Here is a 20,275-nt window from a genome sequence, read left to right on the forward strand (position 1 = left end):
GCGTGCCTCGCCGCACTTGCAGCGGGGGCAGTCGCAGGAGCCGATGCCGTCGCCCTGGCCCCGGTACGGGTCGGGGTGTCCGCACACGTCGCAGATCACGTCAGCCCTCCCGCGCGACGTTGGCCGGGTTGCTGTCCGGGCTCATGTCGTCGGCGGCCGTGCCGGCGAGCACGGCGGCCTGGTGCTGCTCGGCGTCGTGCCGGATCTGCGCCAGGGTGGCGGCCGGCTCGTCCTGGCGGCCGGTGTCGTACCCGGCGTCCCCGGCGGCGATCACGGCCCGGCGGATCTCGGCCATCAGCGGCCAGATGCCGACCGGCACCGGTACGCCGAGCTGGTCGAGCCAGGCGCGGACGTCCCGGCCGATGACGGGGATGCCGGCGGCGTCGATCCAGCGGGTGGCGAGGTCCGGCTGGTCCTGCGCGCGGTCCTGGCCGGAACCGGGGGACGGCGTGGTGGCGTGGGGCGGGGCGTCGTAGGTGCGGAGGGCGTCTGCCAGGTCCATGAGTGCGCGGCGGCTGAGCCGGGTGGAGTCGGTGACTGTCCGGGCGGTGGTGATGACGGTGTCGGCGGCGGCGAGGTCGTCGCGGAGGCTCTCGGCGATTCGGCGGGCTTCGCCGTGCTCCCGGCGGGCCTGGTCGCGCTCGGCGGTCATGGCGGCCAGGCGGGCGTGGAGGGCGGTGAGAGCTTCGGCGGCGGCGTCGATGCGGTCGCCGAAGCTGCCGGGTCCGCTGACACCGGCCCGGTTCAGGGCGGCCGACACGTGGTCCAACTCGGTGAAGGCTTGGTCCCGCTCGGCGGTGAGCTCCCGGAGCGCCCGGTCCTGGCTGCGGCCCTCGGCGTCGGCGCGGCGGAGCTGGATGCGGAGGTCGTCGCGCTCCATCTCGATGCGGTCGGCGGCGGTCGGCTCCGGGGCGAAGATGCCGGCGGTCACCGCGGTGCGGAGGTCAGCGGGGCGAAGCGGTGTGCGGTCGGCGTACGGGCTGGCGGTCATGGCGGTCCTTCCGGGTCAGGCGGGCTGGCGGGTGGCGGGCTGGGTGCGTCGGGTGCTGCGGCGGCGGGTGGCCTGCTCGTCGAGCGTCTTGCCGTGGCGGGTGGCGCAGCCGACGCAGACCTTCAGCCGCCACCAGGTGGTGTTGCCTAGTTCGCCGTTGGGTGGGAGGGAGGCGAGGAGGTACCGCTCGCCGGGGCGGATGGCGGTGCGGCAGCGGGTTCCGGTGTCGGCTTCGCAGCAGTGGCTCTTGCGGGCGGTGCGGACGGTGCGGATCTCAGCCACGGCGGCGTGTCTCCTCGATCTCGTGGCGGACGGCGTGGGTCAGGCGGCGGGCCAGGTGACGGCGGTGAGGGCGGCCCGCTGGGCGGCGGGCATCGGGGCGGGCGGGTGGCCGAGGTGGTCGAGGCCGGCGGCGCGCAGCCACAGGGCGTCGACCTGGTTGTCGTCGGCCAGCTCCCGGCCGAGGCGCTTGTAGAGGGCGACGGCCATCTCGGGCTTGCCGGCGTTGCCGCGGCCGGTGGCGTACTTCTTCAAGCTCGCGGGGGTGATGAGGGCGTACGGGGTGCCGAGGCGCAGCAGGTAGGCGCGGACGGCGCCGTGGACCATGCCGGTGATGCCGGCGGCCTTGGCGTGGGTGGGCAGGTCTTCGATGACGACCAGGTCGATGTCGCGGCCGTCGACGGCGCGGGCGGCTTCGCCGACGATGGCGAGGAGGCGGGCGTCGCCGGTGGCCTTGGTGGTGACGGTGTAGGTGGTGCCGTCGCACCACGCAATTCCGGTGGCGGTCATTGAGAGGTCGAGTCCGATTACGCGGGGGGTGGTCATTGCGCTCCGATCAGGTCGTCGATGGTGAGCTGTTTCGGGCCGGTGCATCGGTGGTCGGCGTGGGTTGGTCCGGTGAGGGTGCGGGCGGCGATTCGGGGGGCGTCTCGGGTGACGAGGTGGCCGTTTCTGAGTCGGGTGTAGGTGGTGCGTCCTTGCAGGAGTGCGGCGATTTCGGCGGCCTGGTCGGGCAGGGGTACGAGGTCGACGCGGACTCGGATGCCTTCGTCGTGGGCGGTGATGATCGGGAGTCGGCAGCGGGGGCAGGTGGCCAGGGCGGCGGGGGTGGAGATGAAGTGGGTCATGGGTCGCCGCGCAGGTTTCTCGGTTTCTGCGGTTTTTCCCGGCCACCCTGGGGTGCTCCCCCCACGGCTTCACTACGCTCCGTGTTCGCTTCGTAATTTGCGCGCGCGCGTAGGGCTGGAAAAAACCTGAGAAACCGAGAAACCTCGCGGATCATGAGGCGTCCTCCGCCTCAGATGTCCGCATCTGCCACTGCTTGGTACCGTTCGCGGTCTCGCCGACACACCGGACGGTCAGCCCGCGGGCCCAGCGGCCGTCCCGGTTGCGCAGCCACCACCCGAGGGACTTGGCGATACCCGTTGGACCCTTCGCGTTGCGGGCCGCCTTCTCCGCCAGGTCGGCCGGCAGCGCGTCGAGCGGCAGCATCCCCGACTGGGTGAGGCCGCCCATGTCGACCATTCCGAGCAGTTCCTTCGCGGTCCATATCCGGTCGCGGAAGAGCCCGTTCACGGCGTGCAGGAATTCGGACCACTCGTCGTCGTCGGTGCCGGTATCCACGCGAGTGGACGGGTGATCGAATCCGCCGGCAATTCCGGCGTGGCCAAGGATTCCCTCGACGGCGCGCACCCACCGGGCGTATCCGTCGGACGCCTTTTCCGCCGGCAGCGGGCGGCCGGCGACAACCCATGAGCGGACGATGACGAGTAGCGCGTGGAGCAGTTCCCCGCGCCTTTCCTTCGTCCAGCTCGCCAGGTCGGCGATGGCGAATCCGGTGCGAAGTTCGGGGTTCGGGCGGCCGGGGTCGATGACGGTGCGGATGGTGCGGCGGGGCATGTCGCCGCCGATGGCGATGTTGTTGCCGGTGACGGTCCAGATCCGGTCGTTGGTGGCCCGCGTCCAGGCGGTTGAGCCGAGCGGCCGGTCGTCCCACTGCTCGGTGGTGAGCAGGCCGGCCATGGTGGACGATTTGAGGGCACCGGAGACGTTGTCGAGGACGACGACGGGGCCGGTGGTGATGGTGAGGATCGAGGTGACCTGCTTGCGCAGCTCGGCATCGTCGTCGGGCGCCTCGGCACGGAACACCCCGCCGTGGATGAACCGGGCCAGGTTGGCGAGCAGGGTCTTGCCGGAGCCGGGCTGCCGGGCCTCGATGGCGTGGAGCTTGTACGGCGGCCGGAACAGGGCCCGCAGCAGCGGGGTGATCAGCATGCCGAGGTAGTTGGCCCGGTAGTGGTCCGAGATGAACGGGAACCCGGCGATCATCTCGATGAGCAGCGCGACCGCGGCGGCGAGGTCGGCAGCGGTGGGCTTCTCGGGCACCTCGGGCACGATGAGGCCAGGCTCGGGCAGGTACAGCAGTCGGGTGTCCGGGTCGTATCCGGGGGTGGCGAGGATGGTGCCGTCGGGCCGGAACACCGGCGAGTGGATGACACCGCGCAGGGTCCGCAGGTTGGGCAGCATGTCGGGCACGTCGAGGGCGGTGCGCGCCGCCGACCGGGGGAACAGGGCGGGCTGCGGCTCCCAGTCCTCGCCCTTCTTCACCAGGCGGAACACGCCGTAGGTGTAGGTGATGCGGGAAGCGAGGGTGGAGTCGGTGACGGGGCGGATCTGCGCGGGCCCGTCGTTGTCGTCGTCTTCCTGGCTGAGCGGCTGGTAGCCCTCCTCGCCTTCGCGGGGGGTGTGGACGACGAGGCCGTCGCGGCGGAACAAGCCGGCGAGCTTGCCGCGGCCGGCTTCTTCGCGGATCCAGTCGGCGGCGACCGCCGTGTTCGTCACCTCAACCTCGGGCGTCCAGATCCGCAGCGGCGGGGGCGGGGCGGCGGCGGCAACCTGCTCGGCGGTGGTTCCGAGGATCTCGGCGAGGGCGGCCCGGTGTTCGGCGCCCGGGTCGGGCAGCGGGGTGCCGTAGCCGGCGTCGGCCAGGGCGCGGGCGGCAGCGTGGTGGTCACCGCCGTGGCGCAGCGCCGCGTACGCGCCCAGCTTCGAGTACGACTCGCCGCCCTCCAGCGGAAGTGCGCTGGTGGTGAAGACGTACAGCCGGTCGGTGCCGAGCGCGTTGGTCGACGCCGAGGTGCCGGTGCGCTTGCCCGGCCGGGTCCAGTAGGTGACGTCGTCCTGGCGGTAGTGCTCACTCCAGCCGGCCGGCTCCAGGATGTCGGCCCACCCGGTGCGCTGGGCGTAGTCGTCGCCGGGGCTGACGTAGCCGGCGGGCCGGTCCACGGGCGTAAGCCCAGGTGAGGACGGGGTAGGAATATTATTCGCGGCCTGCGGCGGGGCGATGCGCTGCACGGCGGCGTCGAGGGCGTCGACCAGCTCGCCGAACCGGTACCGGCGGGGGCCGGCGTCGACGATGCGGCAGGGCCGGTGCAGGCCCTCCTTGCGGTTGATGGTGCCGGGGACGCGGAGCACGCGGGCGAGGTCGCCGACGCCGCGCCCGTAGTACCAGCCGAGGCTCGTGGTGGCGTGCTCGATGACGGCCTGCCAGTCCTTGGCGAGCCGGCGGGCCTGGTCGAGGTTGTCGCCGGTGACGAGGTACGGCTGGTCGAGCAGCCAGATCGGGTACATGCCCCCGCCGGAGTGGATCCACAGCGTGGGGGCGGGCAGGCCGGTGGCGGCGACGACCTGGCGGACGGCGGCCTCGTCGGGCGGCAGTTCCCGGGTGATGTGGTGGTGTCCGCGGGTGCACTCCGGCCGGCAGATGTGGGTGTGCTGCTTGGTGCAGTCGGCGGGGCACAGGTCGTGGGCGTGGCCGGGGCCGGCGATGTCGAGGTCGGCCCAGAGGGCGGGCAGGGCGGCCGAGTCGGCGGCCGAGCCGCGCTTCCCGGGTGCCAGCGGCTCAGTGAGGCTGGTGACGCGGACGTAGATACCTTCGCGGCCGGCCCGGTCGAGGTGGCCGATGTAGTCGACGGCCTGGTCGAGCTGACCGACGGGGAAGGTGCGGCCCGACCAGTCGTCGGTGGAGCAGACGTGGAGGTGCCCCGGGGAGTCCCCGTGGAGGATGGCCAGCCAGGAACGCACGGCGGCGGGCTGGTATCCGGGTGGCGCGATGGTGGTCAAGAGCGTCTCCACGATCGTCATGGGGTGTTCGTGTGCTGGGCGGGGGTCGGCCCCGCCCGCCGGGCGTGCATGGGCGGGGCCGACGGGTGTGTCAGTACGCGGGCTGGGTGCCGCTGGCGGCGAGGACGGCCCGCCGCTGGTCGTCGGTGAGGACGGCCCACATAGCCGGGTCGACGCCGGGCGGCGGGCCACCGACCACCGCGGCGGCCGGGTTGGCCGGCGCGACCGGGGCCGGCGCGACTGCCGGCTGCTGCACCGGCAGGGGGATCTGGTGCTGCACCGGGGCTGCCGCCGGCGTGTACGCGGGCTGGGCGGGCGGCTGACCGGTCGGCCCGGTGATGCCGCCGAAGCTGACCGCCGGCGGCACGTACTGCGCGGTGTACAGCTTCGGCGGGTTGACATCCGCGCTCTCCGGCTGGCCGTCGCCGACGTACTGCACGGTGAGGACGCCGCCGGTGTGGATGCCGTTGGCGCCGGACGCCCGGACGGCGTCGCGGATGACCTTGGTCAGTTCGCGGCCCTTGATGTACAGGTCGCGCTCGCCGTCGTCGTCGGGCTTCTGCGGGTCGCGCAGGCTGGTGGCCAGCCGGACGATGACCTGCATCTTCGGGCTGCCGTCCTTCCAGACCTCGGGCAGCTTGGTGCGGAAGTTGGTCTGCTGGGTGGCCCGGGGTTCGGCGACGACGGTCCCCGAGACGACGGTGCCGATCTGGTCGAACTTGGCGGTCGGCGCGCCGGAGCCCATGAGCAAGCTGTTGGGGTCGGTGGTCACTGGATCTCCTGGGGTGTAGGGGCGATGAGCCCGTCGGTGGCGCGCCCGACGATGGCGTCGAGCGGCTTGTCTCCCGGGCAGCCGTCCCAGTTGGAGGGCTGGCCGGGGCGGTTGAAGGGGCACCACTTGCAGGTGTCCCGGTGAGGGCTGGCGGGCACGGCGGCGATGAGCGCCGGGGCCGCGGCGACGTTGAGGTCGTCGACGAGCTGGACGGTGGCGTAGTACCGGTCGATGGCCAGGTAGGCGATGTCCGGGTTGAACTCCTCGGTCCACTCCTCGGAGTCGTCGTAGTTGTGGGAGCGGGCCAGCAGGACCAGTCGGACGAAGCGCACCGGCCGCCCTTTGCGCTCGTGGCCGAGGCCGTACAGGTGGCCCTGGATGCGGTACTCCGCAGAGACCTGCTCGGCGGTCGGCTTGCCCAGCCGTTTACCGCGGCGCAGCTTCTCCAGGGCGGTCTTCCCGACGTGCTTCCAGTCGACGACCATCCCGAAGTCGGTGTCGAAGGCGTCGCCGTTGCCCTCGATCGGGTCGACGCCGTCGAGACCGGGGTCAACGGTGAGCCGGTCCTCGGCCAGCCACCGCTCCCGGCCCAACTGGGTGTTCCAGAACGCGACGACGTCTTCCATGGAGGCGTGGACGGCGGTGCCCTGGAACGGCGCCCACGTCGGGTCGGTGATCGGCCGCCGGGGCGCGCCGGCCAACTTCCGGGCCATCTGCTGCTGGCACGGGGTGCCCAGCTCGGACGGGCCGAGGGCTTTCTGCATTGACCGCGGCCGGGACCGCTCGAAGTCGATGAGGACCTGGCGCAGCTCCCGCACCGTGCTGGGCGGCGGCCCGGCCGGCCGGGCGGGCACCGGCGCGACCAGGCCGTCCACCGTGGTGCCCGGCTGTGGGTCGGTGTCGCCGCAGCAGCGGGCGAGCCAGCCGCCGTCTCCGTCGGAGCGGATCTCGTCGAACTCCTCGACGCGCGCCCCACAGCCGGAGCAGGCACCCCGGTAGGTGGCGGAGATCCACGGGCCGATCCGGGCCACCCGGTCGTCGACGGGTGCCGGTCGGCAGTGCGCGCACTGGGCGACGAGCAGGTCGGTGACCGTGCAGCGGGGCTCGACGGCCGGGGCCGGCTGGCCGCCTTGCAGGGAGGCGATCAGCGCGGCCAGCTCGGCGTCGGAGACGGCGGCGGTCATGCCGGGAGTCCTCTCGGGGAGGCGATAACGACGACCCGCTGGGCGGCCCGGGTGATCGCGGTGTACAGCCAGCGCTGGCCGGCGAGGTGGGCGGCGGCGCCGGCGGCGTCTGGGGTGCAGCCGGCGCGTTGGGCTTCGTCGGCGGCGGCGCGGGCGAAGATGTGCGACTCGTCGACGACGAGCACTCGGTCCCACTGGGAGCCCTGGCTCTTGTGGCAGGTGATGGCCTGGGCGAACGTGCAGGCGGCGATGTTGCCGCGGCCCTCCCGCTTGGCGAGCTTCTCGCCTTCCTGGCCGGTGAACCCGGCGAGCCAGGTGGTGAGGGTGCGATGGGTGCCGCTGTCGTCTTCGACGAGGAGGCGGACCCGGTCGGTGTCGGCGGGCAGCGGCTGCTGGTCGAGGACGCTGCGGACGATGAACTGCTGGCCGTTGAAGATGTCGGCCTCGGTGGAGTTGGCGAGGCCGATGATGCGGTCGCCGGGCTGCGGCACGGGCCCGTGCAGGCCCTGGAGGGTGCGCAGCAGGTGGATGGCCTTCCACCGGGTTTTGTTGGTGCCGACGAGGACCTGGTCGAACTCGGCGACGTGTTGGCGGGTGACCGCCGGGACTCGGCCGGAGTCGCCGTCGAGGCCGGCCATGCCGAGGGTCCGGTCCCCGGGCGGCGACTTGCGGACCGACGTGGCGAGCCGGGTGACCGGGGAGTCGAGGGCGGACCGGTGGATTTCGGTGAGCAGGTGGTCCGGGTCGGCGTTGATGAAGTAGCCGCCGCCGTCGACCGGGGGCAGCTGCGCCGGGTCGCCGAGGCACAGGATTTTGCAGCCGAAGGAGAGCAGGTCGGCGGCGATGCGGTGCCCGACCATCGACACCTCGTCGAGGACGAGCAGCGGCGCGCCGAGGAGCAGGGAGTCCTCGCGGAGGATGAAGTCGGGGGTGTGGAGCTTCTCCTCCTCCACCGCGATGGCCCGGGCGAGGATCTCCCGCTCGTCGGGGTCGGTCTCGATGTCGAGCAGGGCCTGGAGCTGCTCCAGCTTCTTCCGCACCTTTTCCACAGGCTGGTAGATGAGGCTGTGGATGGTCTGCGCCCCGTCGCAGCCCTTGCTGCGCAGCACGTAGGCGGCTTTGCCGGTGAACGCGGCGAACAGGGCGGTGACGCCGAGCTGGTCGACGATGTGCCGGGCGAGGGTGGTCTTGCCGGTGCCGGCGTAGCCGAACAGCCGGAACACCTGGCTGTCGCCGGACCGGAACCAGTCAGTGATCTTGTCGATGGCCTCGACCTGCTGCGGGGCGAACTCGACGGTCGTGGCGGTCATCGGGCGTCCGCCTCGGGGAAGCATGCCGGCTCGGTGCACGCCTGGGCGCCGAGGTGGTCGGCCCACGACGCCGTCAGCTCGCGGCACTCCCCGTCGTCCCGGGAGCAGGCCGCGAAGACGATCTGCTCGTTGCGGCCCGGGTAGCCGGGGATCGGCGCGGGCCGGGTGTCACGCTCGGGCCGGTGCGCGACCATGCCGCGCTCCGAGGGCAGCCGGACAGCGACGGACGCGCCGCCGGACAGCATCTGGCGGGGCAACCGCGGCGGGCTGGTGGTGGTCGTCATGCCTCGTCCTTCGGGGTGTGGGGGCCGTCGGTGGTCTTGCCGTTGCCGGCCTCGTCGGAGATCGGGTGGTGCGACTCGTCGGCGACGGAGGCGGCCCAGCGGGCGAGCGGCCCGGCCGCCGGGGCGGTGAGGTTGGCGCGCAGCCCGGCGACGACGGCCGGCGTGGTCCAGGCGTTGGTGCTGGGGATGTCGCGGACGTCGAGCAGGCCGGTGGCGTCGGCGGGCCCGGCGTGGACCGGGTCGGCGGTGCGGGTGACGAGCTGCTGGGCGGCGGGGCTGAGCCGCCAGTCGTCGCCGACGGGCTGGACCGTCTCCGGCCGGTGCAGGCCGGTGTAGGCGCGGGTCACCGGCCCTCCGCCTCGGCGTCGACCTGGTCGAGGGCGATCCGCATGCTGGCGGCCTGCTGCTCGACGTCGGCGAGGGCGTCCTCCAGCCGGGAGGTCCGGGTCTTCTCGGCGTCCAGGGCGGCGCGGAGCCGGGTCAGCTCGGCCTGCGCCTCGTCCCACTGGGAGACGTGCGGTGGGGTGCGGCCGGCGGCCCGCCAGGTCTCGTCGGCGTAGTTGGTGCAGGGGTGGCAGGAGCCGCACAGCTGGGCCAGCTTGGCGAGCAGGGCGGGCACGGCGGTCCGGGCGGCGGCGATGAAGTTGGCGTCGGCGACCAGCACCGAGCCGGACACGGGGTCACCGATCAGCGTCGACCAGACGAGCCCGTCGGGGTGGGCGGTCCACGGGCCGGGGGTGGCGGCGTCGGTGAGCTTGCGGATGGCGTCGAGGGCGAGCGGGGCGGACGTGGTCGGCGCGGTGGTCGTGGTCATCGGGCTTCTCCCGGGGTGTCGAAGTCGGCGGGGCCGCCGAGGTGGATGTCGCGGAGGGTGTGCAGCCCCCACCGGGGCATCGGCGGCTCGCCGGCCGCGTCGGTGGTGAGTGCGGCGGCGACCAGGCGGTGGTGGAGTTGGTCGCGTTCGTCGGTGACCTGCTGGAGCGCGACGGCCAGGCGGCACGTCTCGGCCCGGTACGTCTGGATGCGCTCGCCCTGGCGCAGGCACCGGATGGCGAGGCTGGCGTTGAGCCGCTCGACCAGGCCGAGGGCGCGGGTGAGTCCGGCGACGATGAGCAATAGCGCGGCGACGGCGACGGCCAGGACGACGGTGAGGATGCTGATCACGCGGCACCCCGCCGGGTCTTGCCGCTGCCGATCCGGTCCCGAACCTGCGGTGCCGGGGTGGCCGGTTCGACCAGGCCGAGGATCTCGGCGACGTCGTCCAGGCCCCGCTTGCGCAGGAACCGAAGGGCGTCGGCCTGGCGCTGCTCCCGGTAAATCCGGTCGGCCTCGGCGGCGGACACGCGGGCGGTGTTGACGCCGCCGTCGATGCGGTCGATCTGGCTCATGCCGCACCCCGCCCCAGGGCGATGACCGTCAGACGCCGGGCCGGGACCGTGAGGTCGCGCACTCGCCGCCGGGCCGGCCCGGTCTGCTCCGGCACGTCCAGCGTCGGGTCGTACGCCACCAGCGACCCGCGACCGGCGTGCTTCGCCGCGTACATGGCCACGTCGGCGCGGCGCAGCGTCTCCGGCAGGTCGCCGGGGATGACCGGCGTGATCCCGACCGTGCCGGTGACCGTCACCTCCCGGCCGCCGCCGACCGGGGCACGCCACAGCCGGTCCGGGCCGCCGGGCAGCGAGCCGATCACGACCAGCTCGTCACCGCCGAGCCGGGCCACGATGCCGTGAACGCGGAGCTGCTGGGCGACGGTGGTGAGGACGGCGTCGCCGGCGGCGTGGCCGAGGGTGTCGTTGACTGCCTTGAAGCCGTCCAGGTCGACCAGGGCGAGCCGGTCGCCGGGGCGGATCCGCCACCACGCGTCGACCAGGCCGGCCCGGTTGAGGACGCCGGTGAGCGGGTCGGTGCGGGCCTGGCGGCGCTCCTCGGCGAGCTGCGTCTCCAGGTGGGCGACGCGTGCCTCCAGGTAGGCGATCCGGCCGGCGGGGGCGTAGTCCGGTCTGCCGGTACGACTGCCGGAGCCGGTGCCCGGCATCGGCCCCATCGGCTGCACCGGGGGCAGGTCCGGGGCCGTCACCGGGCCACCTCGGCCTGCTGCGCCTCCAGCTCGGCCACCCGGGCCCGCAGCGACTCCAGCTCGGACGGCTCGGCCGGCAGGTACGTGTCGGCCTCCACCCGGAGCGCGCCGATCGCGGCCCGGACCTGGTAGACCCTGTCCCCGCCGGGGAACTTGCTGGTGTGGGTGGTCGCGCCGAAGGCCTCGGCGATCCGGTCGGCCAGGTCGGTGGCGGTCAGGTCCGTGTTGCCGGGGTACGCGACGGTGAAGTCCAGATGGACCTTGTCCGGCTGCCGGTCGGTGCCGGCGAGGGTGGCGATCCGGTCGGCGGCCTTACGCAGGTCGGCGGCGAGGGACAGCCAGTAGTCCGGCTCGGCCGGCTCGGCCGGGGCGGGGTCCGCGTCGGCGGCGGCCTCGGCGGCCATCTCGGCCTCGACCCGCTCGGTCTGCGCCAGGAGACGCGCCGCCTCAGCCGCCACGTCCTCCAGGTCGTGGCCGAGCGGCCACATGCACTGCTCGACGCCGGCCGCGTCGGACTCGGCCAGGTACCAGCCGTGCCGCGCCTGCCGCCATGACAGAGCGATCAGGGTGGTGCCGGTGGTGGCGGGACGCAGGGTCAGGTCGATGGCGTCGCCGGCGTTCTCGACGTGGTACACGGGCAGGCCGGCCTCGACGAGCGCGGCGCGGATGGCCGCCACGCCCTCAGGGCTCAGGTCGAGCTCCGGTAGGGTCTGGTGTTGCATCTGGACTCCTCGTGTGTGCGTGTGGTCCGGGTGTGTTGAGCCCCTGCCGTGGCATCGGTGGGGGCTCGCGCCGTGTCAGGCGGCCTTGCGGCGCTTGCGCGGCAGGCGGGCGATCCGGGTCATGTGCGCCTTGCGCCGGCTCTCGGCCAGGCGCTGGACCGTCACCTCGTCGAGGTCCGGGTACTCGGCTCGGACCTCGCGGATCCAGCGGTCGGCGGCGGCCTTGCGGGCCGGCTCGGTGGCGGCCTGGCGGTCGGGGGTGCGGCCCCACCGCACGTGCGCCCCGATCCGGCCGGCGACGGAGCGGTTCATCTCTCCTCCGTGGTGGTGGTCGTCGTGGTGAACAGCCGCTCGTACGACACAGCCGGTAGCGCTGTGCGGACGGCGGCGATGAAGTCCGCCGACGGGCCGTTGTGGCCGTTGCGGATCTTGCTGAGGGCAGGCGGGCTGATGCCCAGGAACGCGGCCCTTGCTGCGTCGGTGACGAGGCCAAGGGGGGTGGTGATGCGGTCGAACTCCTCGATGAGGAAGACGACCCGGGGGCGGGCTGTCGAGTGCGCGTCTTGTGTTTCGAGCACGAAACAGACGCTAGCGCTGTGGCCTCTCGAAAGCAACGCTGACCGGGTCATCCGTTCGGGTGAGTTTCGCGCGCGAAACTTAAAGATAGAGTTGCGTGCATGACCGAACCGATAGACGGACAGGTGGGCCGACATCGGCCGTTAGGTAGCGCCGTTGCTCGCTTTCGCGTACGAAATGGCCTAGGGTTCGTGCACGTGAGCACCACGTGGGGACCTGAGGCCGGTGCCGAATTCCGCCGCTACGTGCTCCAGCACGCGGTCAACGCCGGCACCGGGATTGAGACTGTCGCCGACCTCTCCCGGGCCACTGGCATCAAGCCGGGTGTCTTCTCCAAGTGGTTCTCGGGGACCGAGCAGCCCAGCGTCCGCAGTCTTGAGCGGCTGGCGCCGGCCATCGCGGCGCCGCTGCGCGAGCTCCTGGTGCTCGCCTGCCGCGTTCGGGCCGAGGACCTGGGCATGGACGCCACGCCCGAGCCGCCCCCGCTGATCGGCCACCCGCTCGCACGGGAACTGGCCACGCTCCTGGCTGAGACGTCCCCCTTGCCGCCGATTGAGCGGCAGTCCATCGAGGCGTTCCTCGATCAGTACCTAGAGCCGTATCGGCGATCGGCCCGGTTGAGGTCGCGGAGCAGGCGCAACACCGCCTGACCCGCCGCAGGGATCACCCGATCGGCCGAGATTGTTGCGCGTGGGAATCCCATGTGGACTATTCCCTTTCGGGAGAGAAAGATCATAGTTAGGGTTCCGTAGATCGACGCACCCCTAATAGCACACCTGTTCGTATCAACCCCCTCGGGGAGGGCCAGCATGAACACCGCAACGGGGCAGTCCCATCGACGGGACCCCGGCGCTCGCACGCCCACCAGCATCGACGGCGACACCGGTCAGCTCCAGCTCCCCACCGCCTCGGCGGCCGGCACCTACAGCACCGGCACCCCGCCACCGTGGACCCTGTCCGGGCTTCTCGCCGTGACCCTGTGCGTGGCCACCGTCTTCACGATCGCCACGGTCGTGCTCACGGTCATCGAGGAGACACGCAACTCCGCCGCCGTCACCGGCACCACGATGCTGCTGCTGATCGTCGGCGGCGGTATCAGCTGGATCATCGTCTCCATCGTCGTCCTGCGTGACTGGGTCACCCGGGGCAACCAGGCGCTCGGCAGCATGGGCGAGACCCTCAACTCCCGGCAGACGGAGCTCTACCGCCGCCAGGACCACCTGGCGCACCGCATCACCGACCTCGCCAACCGGCAGGCTGAGCAGATGCGGCTCCTCCGCGACGTCGCCGCCGACATGGCCGCAGTACGCCGGGAGATCGCCGACGTCATCGGCGTCGCAGACGCGGACGCCGAGCTGCAACTGCGCCAGGCCGTCAACGGCCAGCGCCAGCCGACCGGCCTCTACGTCGTACCGCCAGAGCCGTCAACCTAGGTCACCCTGAGAGCTAGAAGCGGTCCGCCTGGGAGACCCGGCGGGCCGCTCTGTGTGCCCGCTCCACCTGCGCCGACCGGCCGTACCGGCGGGGCATCTCCGACGACGACCAGCCGAACAGCGCCATCGCGTCGCCCTCGCTGCCGCCGGCGTCCGCCCACAGGTGCGCTGCCAGGTGCCGCAACTTGTGCGGATGGATGCGCGGGATTCCGGCCTCCCGGCACCGCCGCTCCAGCAGCCGGTAGGCGCCCGAGGTCGTGAGCGCGCCGCCGAGCTGGCCGAGCCAGAGCGGCTCCATCTTGGTGTCCTTGTGGCGGGCTCGGACGCGCAGGTAGCGGTCGATGGCTTGGCCGGTCTTCGCGCCGAAGGGGATGGTGCGGATCTTGTCGCCTTTGCCGTGGAGGGTGACGTGGTCGTGCCGCATGTCGAGGTCGTCGAGCCGGATGCCGACCATCTCCGACACCCGCGGCGAGCCGGCCTCGCACCAGAGCCGGATCATGGCGGTGTCTCGCCGGTCGCCGAACTCCTTGCCGGAGCACGCCTTCAGGAGCGCGGCGATCTGGTCGTCGGGCACGATGGGCACCGGCTTGCTGGTCACCTTCGGCTCGGCGATCCGCGTCATGGGGGAGCGGTCGATGATCTCCTCGGCCTCGCACCATCGGTAGAACGCGCGCAGGTTGCGGAACTTTTTGTGGACCGTGGCGGAGGCGTTGACGGTGGCAGCGGCGATGAGGAACTCCTCCAGGTCCTCGCGGCCGAGGTCGACGACAGGCCCGCCGGGGCGGAACTCGGCGAGCTGCTGGAGGGTGATGAGGTAGCTCTTGACGGTGTCGGGAGAGGTGCGCTTGGTGCGGTGGTACCGCTCGTACGAGGCGATGACCAGCTCGTTCGGGTCCATGAGGTGCGGCTACCTCCGGTGCTACAGCGCTAAGGTTTTCCTGGCAGAATACTCATGCCAGCTATCGCTGTAGCTAGTCCATTCGGTTCGCGCTGAGCGTGTTTTGCCTGGTGGTGCGCCCGGCAGGATTCGAACCTGCGGCCTTGGGATTAGAAGTCCCCTGCTCTATCCGCTGAGCTACGGGCGCGCGTCGTGGGTGTCGCGCCAAGAGGGTACCGCCGCACCTGCCGGGGCGGGTGCGACGGGGCGGGCCGTCGGCGCCCGCCCAGCGTCGCATGATCCGCCTGCGTGGGGCACCCCAGTTTGGCCCCGGTCAGCTCGGCGCGGTCGTCTCCGTGCCCTGCCCGGCCCTGCCCCGTCGTTGCTCGGCCGCCGTGCCCGCTCCCCGCTCGGCCGGCTCACGGCTGGCGGGCACCGAGGGGGTGGGGCCGGCGCCGAGGAACGCCTCCGCCCACCGGCCCACCTCGGCGAAGACCTTCTCGCGTACGGCGGGGCCGGAGAGGGTCAGGTCGTGCATGCCACCGTCGAAGCGGGCCAGGGTCACGTGTCGGCCGAGGCGGGGCGCCCAGCGGACCATGTGCTCCACGTCCAGGACGGCGTCGGCGAGCGCCGCCGAGTCGTGCCATTTCGTGCCCCGGAAACTGCGGGTGGAGCAGGCCAGCAGCACCGGCACCTGGATGTCGAGGCCGGCGCGGAGCTGCCGCTGGCCGGCGCGGACGGCAGCCAGCCAGCCGGCCCGGACCGGGAACCCGGCGAGCGGCTTCCACGCCAGGTCGTACGTCCACTCGCCGCGTCGCTCGGTGTGCAGGCTCTCGCCGTACACGTTGCCGACGCCGGCGGGGACGACGCGGTGCGGCGCCCGACGGGCCAGGCGGGAGACGGCGGCCGCGAGGGGTCTGCGCACCAACCAGGGGGCGTTGATGTCGAAGAAGGGGCTGTTGAGGACGAGCCCGTCGACGATGCCGGCGTCGCGGCGGGCGTGCGCCCAGAGCGAGATGATCAGGCCGCCGGTGGAGTGGCCCATGGTGAGCAGGGTGTCGTGGCCGTCGTCGTCACGGATGATCTTTGCGGCGGCGTCCAGCTCGGGGAAGTAGTCGCCGAGGTCGCGGCAGAAGTTCGGCGTCTGGTGCGGCAGCAGGCTGCGACCATATTTGCGCAGATCGAGGGCGTAGAAGTCCCAGCCCCGCTCGGCGTAGAAGTCGGCCACGTGGGTCTGGAAGAAGTAGTCGACGTAGCCGTGCACGTACAGCACGGCCCGGCCGGTGGGGCGGTCGGCCCGTCGGCGGACCAGGGTCGCGACGACCGGTCCCTCGTCGTCGGTGCCCAGGTCGATCGTCTGCCGCTCGTACGGCGGCCCCAGCACGTCCGGTTCCACGACCGCGACGGTACGCCGGGAACCTACCCGGCGGTAGCCCCGAAGCGGGAAGGTGGGGCGAAGCCCACCCTCCCGCCGGTCCTGCTCAGGTCCTGCTCAGGCCGTCTCGGCGTCGACCCGGAGCGCGTCGACGTCGAGGTCCACCTCGTCCGGGCTCGCCGCAACCTGACCGGTGTCGCGCAGGTGCTTGTTGTGCCGGGGCTCCTGCTTGGTCTTGGAATCGTTGAGCCGGCGACGCAGGTCGTCCCGCACGTCGTTGAGCGCGGCGTGCAGGTCCTCCTCCGACGAGGTGGTGACGATCTTCTGTCGGCCGGCGATCCAGCACTCCAGGGTGACCTTCTGCCCCCGGGCCTCCCGATCCTTCACCGACACCTCCAGCTCGGTGGCGTCGGCGTGGAAGCCGGCCAGCCGGGCGTCGAGGGTGGCGAACTGCGTGGCGATCCAGTTCCGGTCGCCCTGGGAGAACCCGGCACCGACCCGCAGACACTCACCCACGGTCGCGGGGTTCGCCACGGCGCTCATCGGCGGGCCTCGCCCTCGGTGCGGACGGAACCGGTCGTACGGAGTCGGCAGAGAGTCATCTTCCGTGGCCCTTCTGATCGGACGGCATGCCGCCTACTGTCAGCCGGCGCGCCGTCGGTGGTGCTCGCTTGATCAAAGCTGTACCCAGCCACGGTCCGTCCGGAAACACCCTCCGACTGTCCTGTGGCGGGTGCCATGCCCCGCCGTCCGCGCGGACAGTCGGCGACGGGCCGCCGGCCGAGGCGTTGACTCCACCGGGGGACGTAGCACATTGGGACCTTGATCAGGTCGTTGTCCACAGGCCGCCCCGTTGTCCACAGGTGGCGACCGGTCGATGGCGACGGGGGGGCCGGGACGGCCAGGCTCGGCGGTGAGTCGACTCGCCATGGCAAGTCCCGGTTCTCCCCTGGAGGGACGATGTTTGACACCCACGTAACGATTGTCGGAAACGTCTTAACCGCCCCCGAGTGGCGGCGCACCACCCAGAGCAACACGCTGGTGGCCAACTTCAAGGTCGCCTCCACCGCACGCCGGCTCGACCGGGACAGCGGCCGGTGGGTCGACGGCAACAGCCTTCGGGTACGCGTCAACTGCTGGCGCAAGCTGGCCGAGGGGGTCGCCTCCTCGGTGATGGTCGGCGACCCGGTCGTGGTGGCCGGCCGCCTCTACACCCGGGACTGGACCGACGAGGCCGGCAACCACCGCACCCTCTACGAGATGGAGGCGGTCGCGGTCGGGCACGACCTGGCCCGGGGGCGGGGGCGGTTCCTGCGCAACCGGCCGAGCATGGCCACCAGCATCGTCGAGGACGCCGAGGCGGAGACCCGGGTGCACGGGGAGCCGACCGAGCGGGTCTCGCGGGGACAGGCGCCCGCCTCGCCGGCCGACCGTCCCGTCGACGAGGACTTCGAGCCGGGCGGCTTCGACCAGGCCCGGGGTTCGTTCGACGCCCCACACGTCGGGCGGGACCCGGCCGGCGGCCCCGGCTTCGAGGACCTGGCGGGAGATCCCTTCGACGACCGGGCCGACCCCGCCGCCGACGACGAGCTGACGGAGTTGGGCGGGTACGGCGGGGACAGCGGGGACGACCTGGCCCCGTTGCCTGACGGCGAGGCACCCTCCGGCGATGTCGCCGGGGTCGGTGAGGTCGGCCTGTCGGCCCAGGGCGGTCACGACGACCCGGAACCGCCCGGCGGCGAGCCGGACGGGGTGACACCCGACCGCCGGGGCCGGCGGGGCCGTGGACGGATTCCGGTGTCCGCCTGACGATCGGCCGAGGCGCTCGGCGGGCTGGCACGGGGCGCTCGGGCGGGCTGGCACGGGGCAGGCCGTCGAGCGTCGTCCGACCCGATCCGCCGCCGCGGAGAGGCCCGCCCCGGTGCCGGTTCTCCCACGGGGGAAGGAGACGGCACCGGGGCGGGCGGTCGGCGGCTATCCGCGCGCCCGTGCCCAGGAGAGGAAGCGGTCGGTGAGGTTGATTGGGGGTGAGTCGGGGTTGAGCCGGGTCAGGTGTTCGGCCGCCTCCAGCTTCAGGGCGGCGAGGTAGATCAGCAGGCCGAGGCGGTTGCCCCGGTACTCGACCAGCAGGGAGAGTCGGGCCTCGCCGCAGGGCCAGGGGTGGCCGCAGCGGCAGCACAGCCAGACCGGGCGGACGGGCAGGTGGGGAGGGGAGCCGCGAGTCATCAGCGCACCCGCAGGGCGACGGCTCGCGCCTCGTCTTCGGAGAGGGGCATGAACCAGAGGAAGCGTCGCACGATCTGCGGCGGCGTCGGGCCGTCCGGGTGGCCGCGCAGGTCCCGGACCGCCTGGCCGAGCAGCAACGTGAAGCACGAGAGCAGCGCGCCGCGCAGGTGCCGGTCCAGCGGCAGTCCCCGCCAGGTCGAACAGGGGAACTCCTCGCCGCACGCCTCGCACCGCCAGCCGGGCCCGGCGGCGCAGTGGTCGGCCAGGTCCAGTTCGCGCACGTCCATCACCGCCACCCGCCGTTCCCGCGCAGCGCCTCGCCCAGCGTCCGGAACTCGCCGACCCGCTCCCGGAGGACCCGGGTCGCCACGTCGTTACGCGGCACCCGCAGCGGCGGGATCATCGGCCCGACAAGGGGAGGGTCGTACCGCGTCGGCTTCGGCTGCCGGTCCGGCCTCGGCTGTTGCTCCGGCTTCGCCGCGCGATGCGCCCGGCACGCCTGACACGCGCAGTGCCGGCCCCGCCGGCTCCGGTGACGTCCTCCTCGGTACGACATGGCCCTCCCTGTCCGTCGAGTTTGGAAGGGGGCCGCCGCTCGGTACGGGGGAAGACCGGGGCGGCCCCCGAAGCGGGCGCAACCGCCGGGTTTGGAGTCCTCCACCGGCCGCGCCGTCCTGGGTTCCACCCTGGATGACGGCCCTCTACCCTCGGAACAGTTACCAACCGATCGCGGAACGTGTGGGCCGGTCGCGGGCTGGCGTGGTACGCGTAGGCGCAGGATGGAAAGGTGTGGAATTCGTGGGAATCTCGCCGTCGGAGTACCTGATCCGAGAGCTTCGGCGTCGCCGGACAGCCTCCGGCCTGACACAGGCGCAACTCGGAGAGCGTGTCTTCTGCTCGGACTCCCAGGTGAGCGCGATCGAAACGGGGTCGAAGCCGCCGACTCTGCCCTACCTTGAGTCGGTCGACGAAGCGCTGAGCACCGGCGGGTACTTTGTGACGCTCTGGGACGAGCTTGTCAAGGGCGAAGCCTCCCCCGTCTGGCTGCGCGAGTGGATCGAGATCGAGCGCGAGGCGACGGCATTCCGCTGGTATGAGCACTCGTTCGTGCCGGGTCTCCTGCAAACCGAGGCTTACGTGCGGGCCACGTTCAAAGCATCGCGGGTTCCTACCTCGGAGCTTGATCAGCGCATTACGGCACGGTTGGACCGCCAAGCTGTGCTGAGCCGGGACCCTGCGCCTCAGGTCTTTGCCGTGCTTGACGAGATGGTCATTCGCCGGGCCTGTGGCGGGCCTGATGTGATGCGCGAGCAGCTAGAACACCTGATCAGCTCCGCCGAGCAGCCACACATTCAGTTGCACATCGTGCCCGCCTTGCTCGGGATGTACTCGGGCCTCGCGGGAGCGTTCATCCTTGCCGACCTACCGGACGGCACCCGAGCCGGGTACGTGGACAACCAGCTCTGCGCGCAGATCGTCGACCAGCCCGAGGAGATTGCTAGCCTTGGACTGTCATGGGAGGCGGTCCGTGGGGGAGCGCTGCCGCTCGGGCCGACTATTGACTTGCTCAAGGAAGCGGCGAAGACATGGACATGACCGGTGCCCAGTGGCGGAAGCCGTCGAAATCGTCAACCAACGGCGGGGCTTGCGTAGAGGTCTCCGACAACCTCGTGGCGGCGGTCTACGTCCGCGACACGAAGGACGACGGGGCCGGGCCGGTCCTGGCGTTCTCCCGCGAATCCTGGGGAGCGTTCGTCGCCCAGCTCGCCGAGCGGGCCTGACCGGCGGAAACTCGACCCCCGTACCGGCGACCGAGCGCACCGGACCTGCTGCGCTGTTAGCGTTCGGGCTGTGCGCGGGGTAATCAGGCTCGATCATTGTGTGATCGCGGTGAGCGACTGGGACAGGTCGGCGGCCTTCTACCGGGACGTGCTCGGTGCCGAGGTCGTCGGGCATCCCGGCGGCCGGGTCGCGTACCGGTTCGGCGACCAGCAGCTCAATGTCCACGGCCCCGGCCTGGACGTCGGGGCGCTGGTCGCTCGTCCTCCTGTCGCCCCCGGCGGTAGCGACCTCTGTTTCTCCTGGCCCGGGACGGTGGACGAGATCCTCGACCATCTGCGGCGGCACGGCGTCGCTGTGGAGACCGGGCCGGTCGACCGGGACGGCGGGCGCGGCCCCGGCAGAAGCGTCTACTTCCGTGATCCCGACGGATCTCTGCTGGAGTTGATCAGCTACCGCTGCCCTTTGGACCTGATGTCGTAAACGACTTGCCGGGGCGATGTCGCAGACGACTCAGCTCCAAAGGCATCCTGCGGAGGGGGCCCGC

General features: G+C 72.1%; 28 protein-coding genes and 1 tRNA gene. 6 read left to right on the forward strand and 23 right to left on the reverse strand.

Translation table 11 applies throughout. The annotated features are described in order from the left end of the window. Nucleotides 1–100: 100 nt before the first annotated feature. The 17 genes from ABT023_RS16320 to ABT023_RS16400 all read right to left on the reverse strand — a co-directional run bounded on the left by ABT023_RS16320 (nucleotide 101) and on the right by ABT023_RS16400 (nucleotide 12,040). Entirely contained in the window at nucleotides 101–991 is an 891-nt protein-coding gene (locus ABT023_RS16320; protein WP_350886102.1) for a hypothetical protein, read from the reverse strand. A 15-nt stretch (nucleotides 992–1,006) separates the two neighbouring features. Next, on the reverse strand, nucleotides 1,007–1,273 hold the full coding sequence (locus ABT023_RS16325; RefSeq protein WP_350886104.1) for a hypothetical protein: 267 nt from the start codon (nucleotides 1,271–1,273) through the stop codon (nucleotides 1,007–1,009). 39 nt (nucleotides 1,274–1,312) lie between these two features. Beyond that, complete coding sequence (locus tag ABT023_RS16330; protein ID WP_350886106.1) at nucleotides 1,313–1,780, reverse strand: RuvC family protein; 468 nt, start codon at nucleotides 1,778–1,780, stop codon at nucleotides 1,313–1,315. A 32-nt stretch (nucleotides 1,781–1,812) separates the two neighbouring features. After that, nucleotides 1,813–2,118, reverse strand: a complete 306-nt coding sequence (locus ABT023_RS16335) for a hypothetical protein (RefSeq protein WP_350886108.1) — start codon at nucleotides 2,116–2,118, stop codon at nucleotides 1,813–1,815. Nucleotides 2,119–2,269: 151 nt separating this feature from the next. Continuing rightward, nucleotides 2,270–5,134, reverse strand: a complete 2,865-nt coding sequence (locus tag ABT023_RS16340) for a hypothetical protein (protein WP_350886110.1) — start codon at nucleotides 5,132–5,134, stop codon at nucleotides 2,270–2,272. A 70-nt stretch (nucleotides 5,135–5,204) separates the two neighbouring features. After that, a complete protein-coding gene (locus tag ABT023_RS16345) occupies nucleotides 5,205–5,885 on the reverse strand; it encodes a hypothetical protein (protein WP_350886112.1) in 681 nt (226 codons plus the stop codon). Beyond that, entirely contained in the window at nucleotides 5,882–7,069 is a 1,188-nt protein-coding gene (locus ABT023_RS16350; protein WP_350886114.1) for a hypothetical protein, read from the reverse strand. Before ABT023_RS16350 ends, ABT023_RS16345 begins: the two co-directional genes overlap by 4 nt. After that, nucleotides 7,066–8,379: an ATP-dependent DNA helicase gene (locus ABT023_RS16355; RefSeq protein WP_350886116.1), complete on the reverse strand. Its 1,314-nt coding sequence runs from the start codon at nucleotides 8,377–8,379 to the stop codon at nucleotides 7,066–7,068. Before ABT023_RS16355 ends, ABT023_RS16350 begins: the two co-directional genes overlap by 4 nt. Further along, on the reverse strand, nucleotides 8,376–8,663 hold the full coding sequence (locus ABT023_RS16360) for a hypothetical protein (RefSeq protein WP_350886118.1): 288 nt from the start codon (nucleotides 8,661–8,663) through the stop codon (nucleotides 8,376–8,378). Before ABT023_RS16360 ends, ABT023_RS16355 begins: the two co-directional genes overlap by 4 nt. Beyond that, nucleotides 8,660–9,010, reverse strand: a complete 351-nt coding sequence (locus ABT023_RS16365) for a hypothetical protein (RefSeq protein WP_350886120.1) — start codon at nucleotides 9,008–9,010, stop codon at nucleotides 8,660–8,662. Before ABT023_RS16365 ends, ABT023_RS16360 begins: the two co-directional genes overlap by 4 nt. Beyond that, nucleotides 9,007–9,477 carry a hypothetical protein gene (locus ABT023_RS16370; protein WP_350886122.1) on the reverse strand — a complete coding sequence of 157 codons (471 nt, stop codon included), beginning with the start codon at nucleotides 9,475–9,477 and terminating at the stop codon, nucleotides 9,007–9,009. The genes ABT023_RS16365 and ABT023_RS16370 overlap by 4 nt, the downstream gene beginning before the upstream one ends. Next, entirely contained in the window at nucleotides 9,474–9,827 is a 354-nt protein-coding gene (locus tag ABT023_RS16375) for a hypothetical protein (RefSeq protein ID WP_350886124.1), read from the reverse strand. The genes ABT023_RS16370 and ABT023_RS16375 overlap by 4 nt, the downstream gene beginning before the upstream one ends. Beyond that, on the reverse strand, nucleotides 9,824–10,051 hold the full coding sequence (locus ABT023_RS16380; RefSeq protein WP_350886126.1) for a hypothetical protein: 228 nt from the start codon (nucleotides 10,049–10,051) through the stop codon (nucleotides 9,824–9,826). The genes ABT023_RS16375 and ABT023_RS16380 overlap by 4 nt, the downstream gene beginning before the upstream one ends. Continuing rightward, nucleotides 10,048–10,740, reverse strand: coding sequence for a GGDEF domain-containing protein (locus ABT023_RS16385; protein WP_350886128.1), 693 nt, complete (start codon nucleotides 10,738–10,740; stop codon nucleotides 10,048–10,050). The genes ABT023_RS16380 and ABT023_RS16385 overlap by 4 nt, the downstream gene beginning before the upstream one ends. After that, nucleotides 10,737–11,462, reverse strand: coding sequence for a hypothetical protein (locus ABT023_RS16390; RefSeq protein ID WP_350886130.1), 726 nt, complete (start codon nucleotides 11,460–11,462; stop codon nucleotides 10,737–10,739). The genes ABT023_RS16385 and ABT023_RS16390 overlap by 4 nt, the downstream gene beginning before the upstream one ends. Before the next feature lie 75 nt (nucleotides 11,463–11,537). Continuing rightward, nucleotides 11,538–11,774 carry a hypothetical protein gene (locus tag ABT023_RS16395; RefSeq protein WP_350886132.1) on the reverse strand — a complete coding sequence of 79 codons (237 nt, stop codon included), beginning with the start codon at nucleotides 11,772–11,774 and terminating at the stop codon, nucleotides 11,538–11,540. Continuing rightward, nucleotides 11,771–12,040, reverse strand: coding sequence for a hypothetical protein (locus tag ABT023_RS16400; RefSeq protein ID WP_350886134.1), 270 nt, complete (start codon nucleotides 12,038–12,040; stop codon nucleotides 11,771–11,773). Before ABT023_RS16400 ends, ABT023_RS16395 begins: the two co-directional genes overlap by 4 nt. Nucleotides 12,041–12,235: 195 nt before the next feature. On the opposite strand from ABT023_RS16400, the gene ABT023_RS16405 reads away from it, so the two are divergent. Both ABT023_RS16405 and ABT023_RS16410 read left to right on the forward strand, forming a co-directional pair. After that, nucleotides 12,236–12,688 (forward strand): helix-turn-helix domain-containing protein, encoded by a 453-nt coding sequence (locus ABT023_RS16405; RefSeq protein WP_350886136.1) that lies wholly within the window; start codon nucleotides 12,236–12,238, stop codon nucleotides 12,686–12,688. A 159-nt stretch (nucleotides 12,689–12,847) separates the two neighbouring features. Beyond that, nucleotides 12,848–13,471: a hypothetical protein gene (locus ABT023_RS16410; RefSeq protein ID WP_350886138.1), complete on the forward strand. Its 624-nt coding sequence runs from the start codon at nucleotides 12,848–12,850 to the stop codon at nucleotides 13,469–13,471. Nucleotides 13,472–13,484: 13 nt separating this feature from the next. Here ABT023_RS16410 and ABT023_RS16415 read toward each other — a convergent pair whose 3' ends face one another. The 4 genes from ABT023_RS16415 to ABT023_RS16430 all read right to left on the reverse strand — a co-directional run bounded on the left by ABT023_RS16415 (nucleotide 13,485) and on the right by ABT023_RS16430 (nucleotide 16,266). Further along, a complete protein-coding gene (locus ABT023_RS16415) occupies nucleotides 13,485–14,369 on the reverse strand; it encodes a tyrosine-type recombinase/integrase (protein ID WP_350886140.1) in 885 nt (294 codons plus the stop codon). 111 nt (nucleotides 14,370–14,480) lie between these two features. After that, nucleotides 14,481–14,556, reverse strand: a tRNA-Arg gene (locus ABT023_RS16420). Nucleotides 14,557–14,682: 126 nt separating this feature from the next. After that, nucleotides 14,683–15,744, reverse strand: a complete 1,062-nt coding sequence (locus ABT023_RS16425; protein ID WP_350886142.1) for an alpha/beta hydrolase — start codon at nucleotides 15,742–15,744, stop codon at nucleotides 14,683–14,685. A gap of 96 nt (nucleotides 15,745–15,840) precedes the next feature. After that, nucleotides 15,841–16,266: an HPF/RaiA family ribosome-associated protein gene (locus tag ABT023_RS16430; protein WP_350886144.1), complete on the reverse strand. Its 426-nt coding sequence runs from the start codon at nucleotides 16,264–16,266 to the stop codon at nucleotides 15,841–15,843. A 417-nt stretch (nucleotides 16,267–16,683) separates the two neighbouring features. Between ABT023_RS16430 and ssb the strand changes: the two genes are divergently transcribed. Beyond that, nucleotides 16,684–17,532 (forward strand): single-stranded DNA-binding protein, encoded by an 849-nt coding sequence (ssb, locus tag ABT023_RS16435; RefSeq protein WP_350886146.1) that lies wholly within the window; start codon nucleotides 16,684–16,686, stop codon nucleotides 17,530–17,532. Nucleotides 17,533–17,697: 165 nt separating this feature from the next. On the opposite strand, the gene ABT023_RS16440 is transcribed toward ssb, so the two are convergent. Both ABT023_RS16440 and ABT023_RS16445 read right to left on the reverse strand, forming a co-directional pair. After that, nucleotides 17,698–17,949, reverse strand: a complete 252-nt coding sequence (locus ABT023_RS16440) for a flavin reductase (protein WP_350886148.1) — start codon at nucleotides 17,947–17,949, stop codon at nucleotides 17,698–17,700. Beyond that, nucleotides 17,949–18,236 (reverse strand): hypothetical protein, encoded by a 288-nt coding sequence (locus tag ABT023_RS16445; protein ID WP_350886150.1) that lies wholly within the window; start codon nucleotides 18,234–18,236, stop codon nucleotides 17,949–17,951. Before ABT023_RS16445 ends, ABT023_RS16440 begins: the two co-directional genes overlap by 1 nt. A 511-nt stretch (nucleotides 18,237–18,747) precedes the next feature. Here ABT023_RS16445 and ABT023_RS16450 point away from each other — a divergent pair. The 3 genes from ABT023_RS16450 (at nucleotide 18,748) to ABT023_RS16460 (ending at nucleotide 20,211) form a co-directional block, all read left to right on the forward strand. Then, on the forward strand, nucleotides 18,748–19,545 hold the full coding sequence (locus ABT023_RS16450; protein ID WP_350886256.1) for a helix-turn-helix domain-containing protein: 798 nt from the start codon (nucleotides 18,748–18,750) through the stop codon (nucleotides 19,543–19,545). Beyond that, nucleotides 19,536–19,730: a DUF397 domain-containing protein gene (locus ABT023_RS16455; RefSeq protein WP_350886152.1), complete on the forward strand. Its 195-nt coding sequence runs from the start codon at nucleotides 19,536–19,538 to the stop codon at nucleotides 19,728–19,730. The genes ABT023_RS16450 and ABT023_RS16455 overlap by 10 nt, the downstream gene beginning before the upstream one ends. Nucleotides 19,731–19,800: 70 nt before the next feature. Beyond that, nucleotides 19,801–20,211 carry a VOC family protein gene (locus tag ABT023_RS16460; RefSeq protein WP_350886154.1) on the forward strand — a complete coding sequence of 137 codons (411 nt, stop codon included), beginning with the start codon at nucleotides 19,801–19,803 and terminating at the stop codon, nucleotides 20,209–20,211. The last annotated feature ends 64 nt before the right edge of the window (nucleotides 20,212–20,275 follow it).

Origin of the sequence: Micromonospora sp. NPDC002296, from assembly GCF_040296145.1 — a bacterium.
Taxonomy (GTDB): domain Bacteria; phylum Actinomycetota; class Actinomycetes; order Mycobacteriales; family Micromonosporaceae; genus Micromonospora.

Excerpts from the sequence above, each read along its gene's own strand:
- ABT023_RS16320 (WP_350886102.1), bottom strand. The coding sequence starts at position 991 with ATGACCGCCAGCCCGTACGCCGACCGCACACCGCTTCGCCCCGCTGAC.
- ABT023_RS16330 (WP_350886106.1), bottom strand. The coding sequence starts at position 1,780 with ATGACCGCCACCGGAATTGCGTGGTGCGACGGCACCACCTACACCGTC.
- ABT023_RS16335 (WP_350886108.1), bottom strand. The coding sequence starts at position 2,118 with ATGACCCACTTCATCTCCACCCCCGCCGCCCTGGCCACCTGCCCCCGC.
- ABT023_RS16340 (WP_350886110.1), bottom strand. The coding sequence starts at position 5,134 with ATGACGATCGTGGAGACGCTCTTGACCACCATCGCGCCACCCGGATAC.
- ABT023_RS16350 (WP_350886114.1), bottom strand. The coding sequence starts at position 7,069 with ATGACCGCCGCCGTCTCCGACGCCGAGCTGGCCGCGCTGATCGCCTCC.
- ABT023_RS16355 (WP_350886116.1), bottom strand. The coding sequence starts at position 8,379 with ATGACCGCCACGACCGTCGAGTTCGCCCCGCAGCAGGTCGAGGCCATC.
- ABT023_RS16360 (WP_350886118.1), bottom strand. The coding sequence starts at position 8,663 with ATGACGACCACCACCAGCCCGCCGCGGTTGCCCCGCCAGATGCTGTCC.
- ABT023_RS16370 (WP_350886122.1), bottom strand. The coding sequence starts at position 9,477 with ATGACCACGACCACCGCGCCGACCACGTCCGCCCCGCTCGCCCTCGAC.
- ABT023_RS16380 (WP_350886126.1), bottom strand. The coding sequence starts at position 10,051 with ATGAGCCAGATCGACCGCATCGACGGCGGCGTCAACACCGCCCGCGTG.
- ABT023_RS16390 (WP_350886130.1), bottom strand. The coding sequence starts at position 11,462 with ATGCAACACCAGACCCTACCGGAGCTCGACCTGAGCCCTGAGGGCGTG.
- ABT023_RS16395 (WP_350886132.1), bottom strand. The coding sequence starts at position 11,774 with ATGAACCGCTCCGTCGCCGGCCGGATCGGGGCGCACGTGCGGTGGGGC.
- ABT023_RS16410 (WP_350886138.1), top strand. The coding sequence starts at position 12,848 with ATGAACACCGCAACGGGGCAGTCCCATCGACGGGACCCCGGCGCTCGC.
- ABT023_RS16415 (WP_350886140.1), bottom strand. The coding sequence starts at position 14,369 with ATGGACCCGAACGAGCTGGTCATCGCCTCGTACGAGCGGTACCACCGC.
- ABT023_RS16430 (WP_350886144.1), bottom strand. The coding sequence starts at position 16,266 with ATGAGCGCCGTGGCGAACCCCGCGACCGTGGGTGAGTGTCTGCGGGTC.
- ssb (WP_350886146.1), top strand. The coding sequence starts at position 16,684 with ATGTTTGACACCCACGTAACGATTGTCGGAAACGTCTTAACCGCCCCC.
- ABT023_RS16440 (WP_350886148.1), bottom strand. The coding sequence starts at position 17,949 with ATGACTCGCGGCTCCCCTCCCCACCTGCCCGTCCGCCCGGTCTGGCTG.
- ABT023_RS16445 (WP_350886150.1), bottom strand. The coding sequence starts at position 18,236 with ATGGACGTGCGCGAACTGGACCTGGCCGACCACTGCGCCGCCGGGCCC.
- ABT023_RS16455 (WP_350886152.1), top strand. The coding sequence starts at position 19,536 with ATGGACATGACCGGTGCCCAGTGGCGGAAGCCGTCGAAATCGTCAACC.